Annotated in this window: 6 protein-coding genes; all 6 read right to left on the bottom strand. The window is 61.1% G+C overall.

Annotation, left to right across the window (positions count from 1 at the left end):
* The coding region (locus tag FFS45_RS41115) for a metallophosphoesterase (RefSeq protein ID WP_137960295.1) at window positions 1-1,350 on the bottom strand (1,350 nt) is incomplete at its 3' end.
* Window positions 1,351-1,527: 177 nt separating this feature from the next.
* Window positions 1,528-1,956 (bottom strand): tyrosine-type recombinase/integrase, encoded by a 429-nt coding sequence (locus FFS45_RS41120; protein ID WP_249363134.1) that lies wholly within the window; start codon window positions 1,954-1,956, stop codon window positions 1,528-1,530.
* Window positions 1,957-2,029: 73 nt separating this feature from the next.
* Window positions 2,030-2,530 (bottom strand): hypothetical protein, encoded by a 501-nt coding sequence (locus tag FFS45_RS41125; RefSeq protein WP_137960297.1) that lies wholly within the window; start codon window positions 2,528-2,530, stop codon window positions 2,030-2,032.
* Entirely contained in the window at window positions 2,523-3,506 is a 984-nt protein-coding gene (locus tag FFS45_RS41130; protein WP_249363135.1) for an NUDIX hydrolase, read from the bottom strand. The genes FFS45_RS41125 and FFS45_RS41130 overlap by 8 nt, the downstream gene beginning before the upstream one ends.
* 328 nt (window positions 3,507-3,834) lie before the next feature.
* Window positions 3,835-5,928, bottom strand: a complete 2,094-nt coding sequence (locus FFS45_RS41135) for a DUF262 and DUF1524 domain-containing protein (protein ID WP_137960298.1) — start codon at window positions 5,926-5,928, stop codon at window positions 3,835-3,837.
* A 388-nt stretch (window positions 5,929-6,316) separates the two neighbouring features.
* Window positions 6,317-6,750 (bottom strand): site-specific integrase (locus FFS45_RS41140; protein ID WP_137960299.1); only part of this gene is annotated, 434 nt, incomplete at its 5' end.

Consider the following 6,750-nt stretch of genomic DNA (forward strand, 5'->3'; position numbering starts at 1 on the left):
CTTGTGTTTGGATACCCGATTGACCATCTCCGGCCGTTGATATTGGTTTTCAATCAGGCGGTCCAGCCGCGGTCCCACGTCGTCTGCGTTGCGGATTTTGCTAAATTCACTGGCCTTGACATACACCGCGGCAAAACCCAGATCGTTCAAGCGCCTAATGTATGTGAAAAGCAGGGTCGTCTTTCCTGCACGCTCATCACCCAATAGCAGAAACTTGCCACCTGCCTGCAATTCTGGAAGGAGAGTCTCCGCTGATTTCTCGGCCAGACGGGTCGGTTGGCTTTCCTCCACATCATTCAGGTCTGGAAAGACGAAAAGGTCGTTTATCACGATTTCCGCTTTGTCCGGATGGGTGAAATAACCGCCCGGGCTATTGAGGTCAGCGGCCCAATCTGTCGTGAAGTCAAGGTATTGGGTGTGTTTTTCCGCCCGCGAGGGAAGACTGTAGACGGCAGATTCATCGTCAGGCCGAATGCCACCAACTTCGATTTCGAACCGGTCAACGACAACGGTGGCTGCGGTTGTGTCAAACCGGTATACCGCGTACGCCGGAGTGCCTTCGCCATGGTGAGGTTGAAGAGCCCCTGCTTCAAAATATAGCGAAGGCCCCGCATGTTCGTCGACGATCATGCCAGAACTGCCGCGGTGTTCGTGCCCACTCAAGACAGCATCAGAATTCCGTTGCAGACTGGCCTTCAGTTCGTGGTACGAGCGTTGCTGATGCCAGTTGTATGGTTGATGCAAGAGCGCTAGACGAAGATCGGAGTTAGAGGAGAGTTGTTCGTCGAATTGCTGCAGCGGAAACACAAGGGTGCCAGGATTCTCCGGCAGCCTTGACATCCATGCCACGTTGAGGCCGGAAACCCGGATCGTCACGCTCTGGACCTTGATTTCATATTCGCGCCAAAGGGGAGATTCGAAAATCGGTGACAGGTCTTCAACTGTCCGTTGGAATTGGAAAAATTCTGCCTGGACGCTGACGCACGTTTCGACCAACGCCGGCTTCTCTGCTTCCGATGGCTTCGTGGCTATTTTGTCGATAACAATTTCACGAATCTCGTTCTCGGGCTTCAGTACGCAGTCGTGATTTCCGGGCACCATGATGATGTGCCCAGGCGCGCGAGTCTCCGATGACAGACGATCCCGGATCGCAGAAATGAATCTTTGGGCGGTCTCATACTGCTCCTTTTGACCGCCGAAAGCGATGTCGCCGGTGACAGCGATAAGAAAGGCGTCAGCTTCTCTGACAGCAGGAAACACGGACTCAGCTATTTCTGCGGAGCGCTTGAAAACTGCGTCGTCGTCCCCGTGGAAATGGATATCGCTCAAATGCAAGACAGCTAGTTTCATGGTTTTTTGGAGATTATTGTTGGAGAAATACGTAAACTGCGCCCGACAATTCCGTCGGCGGGGTGGCGGGCTGCTGAGACTCGGCACCCGGCAGGACTTCGCCACTCCGCGCCCGTGAAACGCGGTTCACGGGCGTCGCGCAGATTGAGTCGAAGAATATGCATGGCGCTGTTCCGATCAGTGGCTGGAGGCGTGATTTTCCGCAGCCGTGACCTCTTCGGGCTGCGTTGGGTTTAGCTGATTCTCCGGTCTGGACTGCTCCTTCCCGTCATCGCCCGCGTAATAGCGGGCGGCCGCCTCGAGCATGCGCTGCTGGCCGGCGCGCACGTAGATTGAGATGGTCTGCAGCGACGCGTGACCGAGGATCTGCTGCGGCACGTCGACCGGCATGTCGCGGGCGACCGCGCCGGTGCCGAAGGTGTGCCGGAACGCGTGCGCGGACGTCGCGTTGAGCCGCGCAATCGCCTCCGCCGACAGGGTCCCGTCGGCCGCGAGCGCGTCCGTGAGCCGGGCGTGCGCCGTGCGCACAAGACGCGCGAGCGCGTTGGCCGCATACGGGCTCTCGTCACAGGCGTGCCGCTCACGCACGTCTTTCCGCCTGCACATAGAAGGGCACCCCGTATGTCGCAACGCGCGGGTATGGCGCGCCCACTGACGACTAGGTCTCGTGCATCGTCGGCTAAGCATTCAAGACGGTACCAGGTCGTTCGTCGGTCCTCGGAGCCTTCTCCGCCGTGGTGACCGATGCCTTCATGCCCGCGCAGGAATCGCAGACCACGGCCATCACATCGAGCCATTCGGCTGTGATGCCCGAGTTGTCGCAACGGCGCGCGTAGGATTGTTTGGCCCGGACCCAGGCACCATGGGGCTCGGACATGTTGACGGGCTTGCCGCAAGGGACACAGGGATGGATCGGCCCTGCATCAACCTGATTACCTTGCAGGCTGCTCGGAAGTCCGTGCGCCTCCAGAAGTTCAGGCAGTTGCGCTTCGCAGCAATCCTTGCTGCAAAACTGGACCTGCTTGACGATGGCATCGATATGCAATCGACCCTGCTCGTTTGGCGTTTCGCCGGTCCCGGCGTACGTAATCGAATGGCGATGCAATGCAAAAGCGTAGTGAAGCGCGGCAAGCGGCTTGCCGCAGGCGCTGCACAAGCCGTATCTGCTCCGATCAGGCATTTTTCACGGCCTCGATTACCGGGATGTCGTACTGGCTGTTGAGTACCTGACGCAACTGCCCGATCGGCACCAGCATCACTGCCTGACTCTCCCAGCCCATGTCGGCCGGGTCGCCCCCGATGCGCTCGGCGAGAAAATAGCGGGTGTAACTCTGGGTGCGCTTCACATCGGTCAGATGCCGAAGCAACCGCACCTGCAGCCCTGACTCCTCGAACGCTTCAGTCATCGCGGTCGCCTGCGCCGACTTGCCGTCCATCGTGCCCTTCGGGAACGTTGCCTTGTAGCCCGCGTAGCCATTGCTTGGTGCCACGACCCAGACCCGGCCGTCGGGCTCGCGCAACACAACTCCAGCGGCTTTCCTGTAGCCTGCCGGCACTTGAAACGCGGGCTCATCGACGCATGAGCTTGCTGCGAGTTCCTCCCAGCCTTTCGCGGTCTTCGGAAAATCTGCCCAGGACTTCACTGCCACGCCGCTGACCACCTTCGGCATCGGGCCGCCCGGAATCACGCGGGCAATGGCGGTCGGCTCATGCCAGGTTTCGAGCGACGTCGCCCTGCTGGGGCTCCTGATTTCGACCAGCTTGCCGTTTTCATCGTGGCGCGGGTGATAGGTTGGACCCACCGGCGCCTGTTTCTTCCCCTCGACCTGCAACTTGTGAAGCACGTCCCACACCTGGTGGTAAAGGTGTGCCCGCCCGGTGCCCTGCACCCGGGCAACTTCGGACTTGAAGTTGGAATAGTCCAGCCCCTGGATCATGCTGCCCAGCGCTGCCGCCACCTCGTCGCGCGGGGCAACGGCGCGAAAGCGATAGTCATTGCCCGGACTCTCGCTCATGTCGCCCAGGCCTGGCAGGAAATGCTCGCGCAACGCCTCCAGGTCGCCGCGCACCCTGGCCCGAACGGTGAGCGTTCCGGCCTGCTGGTCGGTGGGCTTTTGCACAATGCTGAAAAAGCCGACGGGTGTGATGAGCCACATGGTTGCGGCCTCCTTGAAGAATGTCACGATGTGTGAGCGGGATTCTCGTACTTTCTGCACGCGATCCGACGGTTTGATCCGGGGTATTCACTCGGGAAAGTCGGAATCAGCGTGTTGATCCTGAGCGTAAGCGAATCCGCGGGCCGGCCCGGGAGCAGATCCGCAGGTCGTCGCACAGAGTCTCACGGCGACGCGCAGAAATGGGCAGGAACCGACCCGGTAGAAACGCGCCATCGGGTTCCGCCAGCCCCGGGCACAACGCTTCCGTCAGGTGTCCGGTCGGACAGGTGGTGCTGGGCATGGAAGCTTCAGAACGTCTGGGCACGCATCACTCCTGAACCTGGACGGAGAGGGACTGCTCGATCAGCCCGGCCACGTAGTCAAGCTGCGACGGCCCGGTCAGGGCGACCTCGACATCTCCGTTGCCCCAGCGGCCCAGACCGGTAATGTCCCGGCACCATCCCCTGGGATCGTCAATCTGGTCGAAACGCAGGTTGACGACCAGCAACAGTTTGGACAACTGGGGAATGACATCCACAAAATTGGTGTCCAGTTTGAACGCCACATAGAGTTTCCTGCACTCCCTTCTGGCACCCGGATGCAGCGCCAGAATCCTTTCCTCGAGCAGATCGTAGAGTTGCCGGACTGGGCCGGAAAGTTGGGGGTAACTGTCAAGGGTATAGGCACTTCCGGCGACCGCCTCGGGTTCCGCGAACTCTGCCAGTGCCGAGGATTCTGGGGCGGGCCAGAGCCCGCAGACCATGGTGGCAAGGGTGTGGCCTCGGACGCAGATTTCCTTCTCGCCCCATGCTACCTGCTGCCGGATGAACGTGTTGAGCGCCAGCGGACTGGAGAGGAAACCGCCTTCCGCCATCTCGAGTTTCGTCTTGAACGGCTTGCAACTGAGTTCGCTGTTGTAGCCGGTCAGCGTCAGGTTTCCCAGCGTGTGCAGATGACGCTGGTGGACGGCTTCGGCCTGCTCGCCCAGCGCATCCTTCCATTCTTCGGAGAGCGTTTGCGGCATGACGTGCTCGATGGTGAAGGTGGCGGCCTTGATGGACTCTTTCGGATGGTACGAGTTTTCCAGGCGCTCGAGCAGGAAGGCGCAGCGTGGCGTGTTGTAGACGTCCCGGTCGGCGAGCATCTGGACAACCTCGGCGTCGCCCGGGAATTTGCGGTAACCAGTCAGTTTGAGAAACTCGGCCTGCGCGCTGCGATGGTAGCGCGTCCTGTCTATCCCTTTCGCCAGACCGGCAAAGGTCTTGTTCATCGAGTTCGTCGGTATGCCGCAAAGGAACCGGCGGAAAACGTAACTCTCCGTCAGACGCACCAGATTCAGGAGCTCATCGCGCGTGAGGCTCCCCTTCTGCCAGTCCGAATACAGTTCGAGCAGGAATGGGTGAGCCACGTCTGCCCGCAGGGTCGCGATGTCGTGGAACGCCGCCCTCAGGTCGGGATCGGATTCCGCTCCGAAGGCAATGCGCGCGTAGAAGCCGGCCTGTTCATAAAGATCGGCCGCCACAGTCTCCATGCGGTGGGCGCCTTCCCCGGAGCCTTCCGGCAGCGCCATGACATGCTTCTTGAAGGCGGAATAGACCTGGTCCTCGCGCGGGATCGAGCCGGATCGCACGGTCAGGTAGGTGCGCATGAAACTGTCGAACCTGTCCCGGTATTGGTGGCCGAAATGCTTCTCCATCGGGAACCAGTGCTGGTGATAAATCTTCTCCTGGAGGGCGTGCGGAAGGCCCATCAGGACGAAGTTGCGTACGAGATCGGCCTGGGCGAGATCGAGCCCGGTCGAGTTCATGCTCTCAAAAATCAGTTGCGGGTTGTCCTTTCCGAGTTCGAGGGCGATGTAGACCAGCTGGAGCCTCTGGATGCCCTGGTAGGCCTCCCTGGGATCGACCCTGCCAGATTCGAAAGCGTCCAGAAAATAACGGTAATTCGCCAGAATCCGGTTGTCGTCCCCGTCTCCGAGGGGGATGTCCCTGCAGATTTTCCGGTAGGTCTCATTGTCCGAACGGGTGAGCCGGAGTTTAATGAAGTTCTCCGAGTTCTCCTCCTCGTTGGCGTTGAACAGATAGAGATTGCCGATGCTTTTGGGCGTCATCCCGACGTCCCTGCCGTCAAGAGCGAGCCTGCGCAGCGCCAGCAGCATCAGACCCAATGTGGTAAGTCTCTGCTGTCCGTCGATGACCAGAAGCGCGTTCACGCCCGCGGCCATGAAGTTGCCGTCGGCCACGTACACCACCGACCCCAGGAAGTGCGACGCGCCTGACGTAGCCGAGGCGATGGTCAGCACGTCGTCGAGGAGCCGGGAGCACTGCTCCTGGCGCCAACTGTAGGCGCGCTGATAAATCGGTATGCGGAACTGCTTGTTGCCGTCGACCATCTGAAACAGCGTAGCTTTCTGGGCGTCCATCCTCTTCCTTACTCTTCCTTACTCTTCATCTATCTCTGTCTGAGGCACGCCGATTCCGGTCATGACATCCGATCGTCCCGCTCATGCGGTACGCGTCCTCAGGGGGCTCGGGTTGTTGACGATGGGTACCACGCTGCCGTCGCCCGGAAGTCAACACGATGAGTGTAGTGAATTGTCGGTCAGCGCAATCACGCAAGCAGGGTAGGAAAAGCTGGCTAATTCGGCGCGTGTCAAACCTTGTGGCGTCCAGCCCAGTGACAGGCCGGGCGCGCCGCACCCGGGATCCGGCCTGCTTCGCACGCTGGCCCTTTTCGTCGCTGTCGTCATCCGCGATGACGGTCCCTGATGCGGCGTCGCGCAGGCGGGACGGATCGGGCCGGGTTCGCGGCTAGTCGGGTTCGGACCGCGGCGTGCCGGCGCCGGTCATCCGCTGGTAGTAGCCGGCGAGTTCGCGCCGCACGCGCTTCCGTTCCGCCTGCACATAGATCGTGGTGGTCTGCAGCGACGCATGGCCGAGTACCTGCTGCACGACGTCGAGTGGCACGTCGACGGCCGCCTGGGTGCCGAACGTATGCCGGAACGCGTGCGGGGTGGTGCCGGCCAGTTGCCGGCGCTCGTCTTCGGTGAGATCGAGCTGCGCGCGGATCTGCCGCACCGCCCAGTTGACCAGCTCGCGCAGCCCGTTGCCCGAATAGCCCGCCCCACCCTGCTGCCCCTGCCCATCCTGCGCACCGGCATGCCGGCGCTGCGCCGCCGGCGTCGCCGGGATCACGTGCGGCGCGACCAGCGGCGCGGACGGCGGCGGCGCCGCAAGATCCAGTT

Source organism: Burkholderia sp. 4M9327F10 (genome assembly GCF_005503145.1).
Classification (GTDB): domain Bacteria; phylum Pseudomonadota; class Gammaproteobacteria; order Burkholderiales; family Burkholderiaceae; genus Paraburkholderia.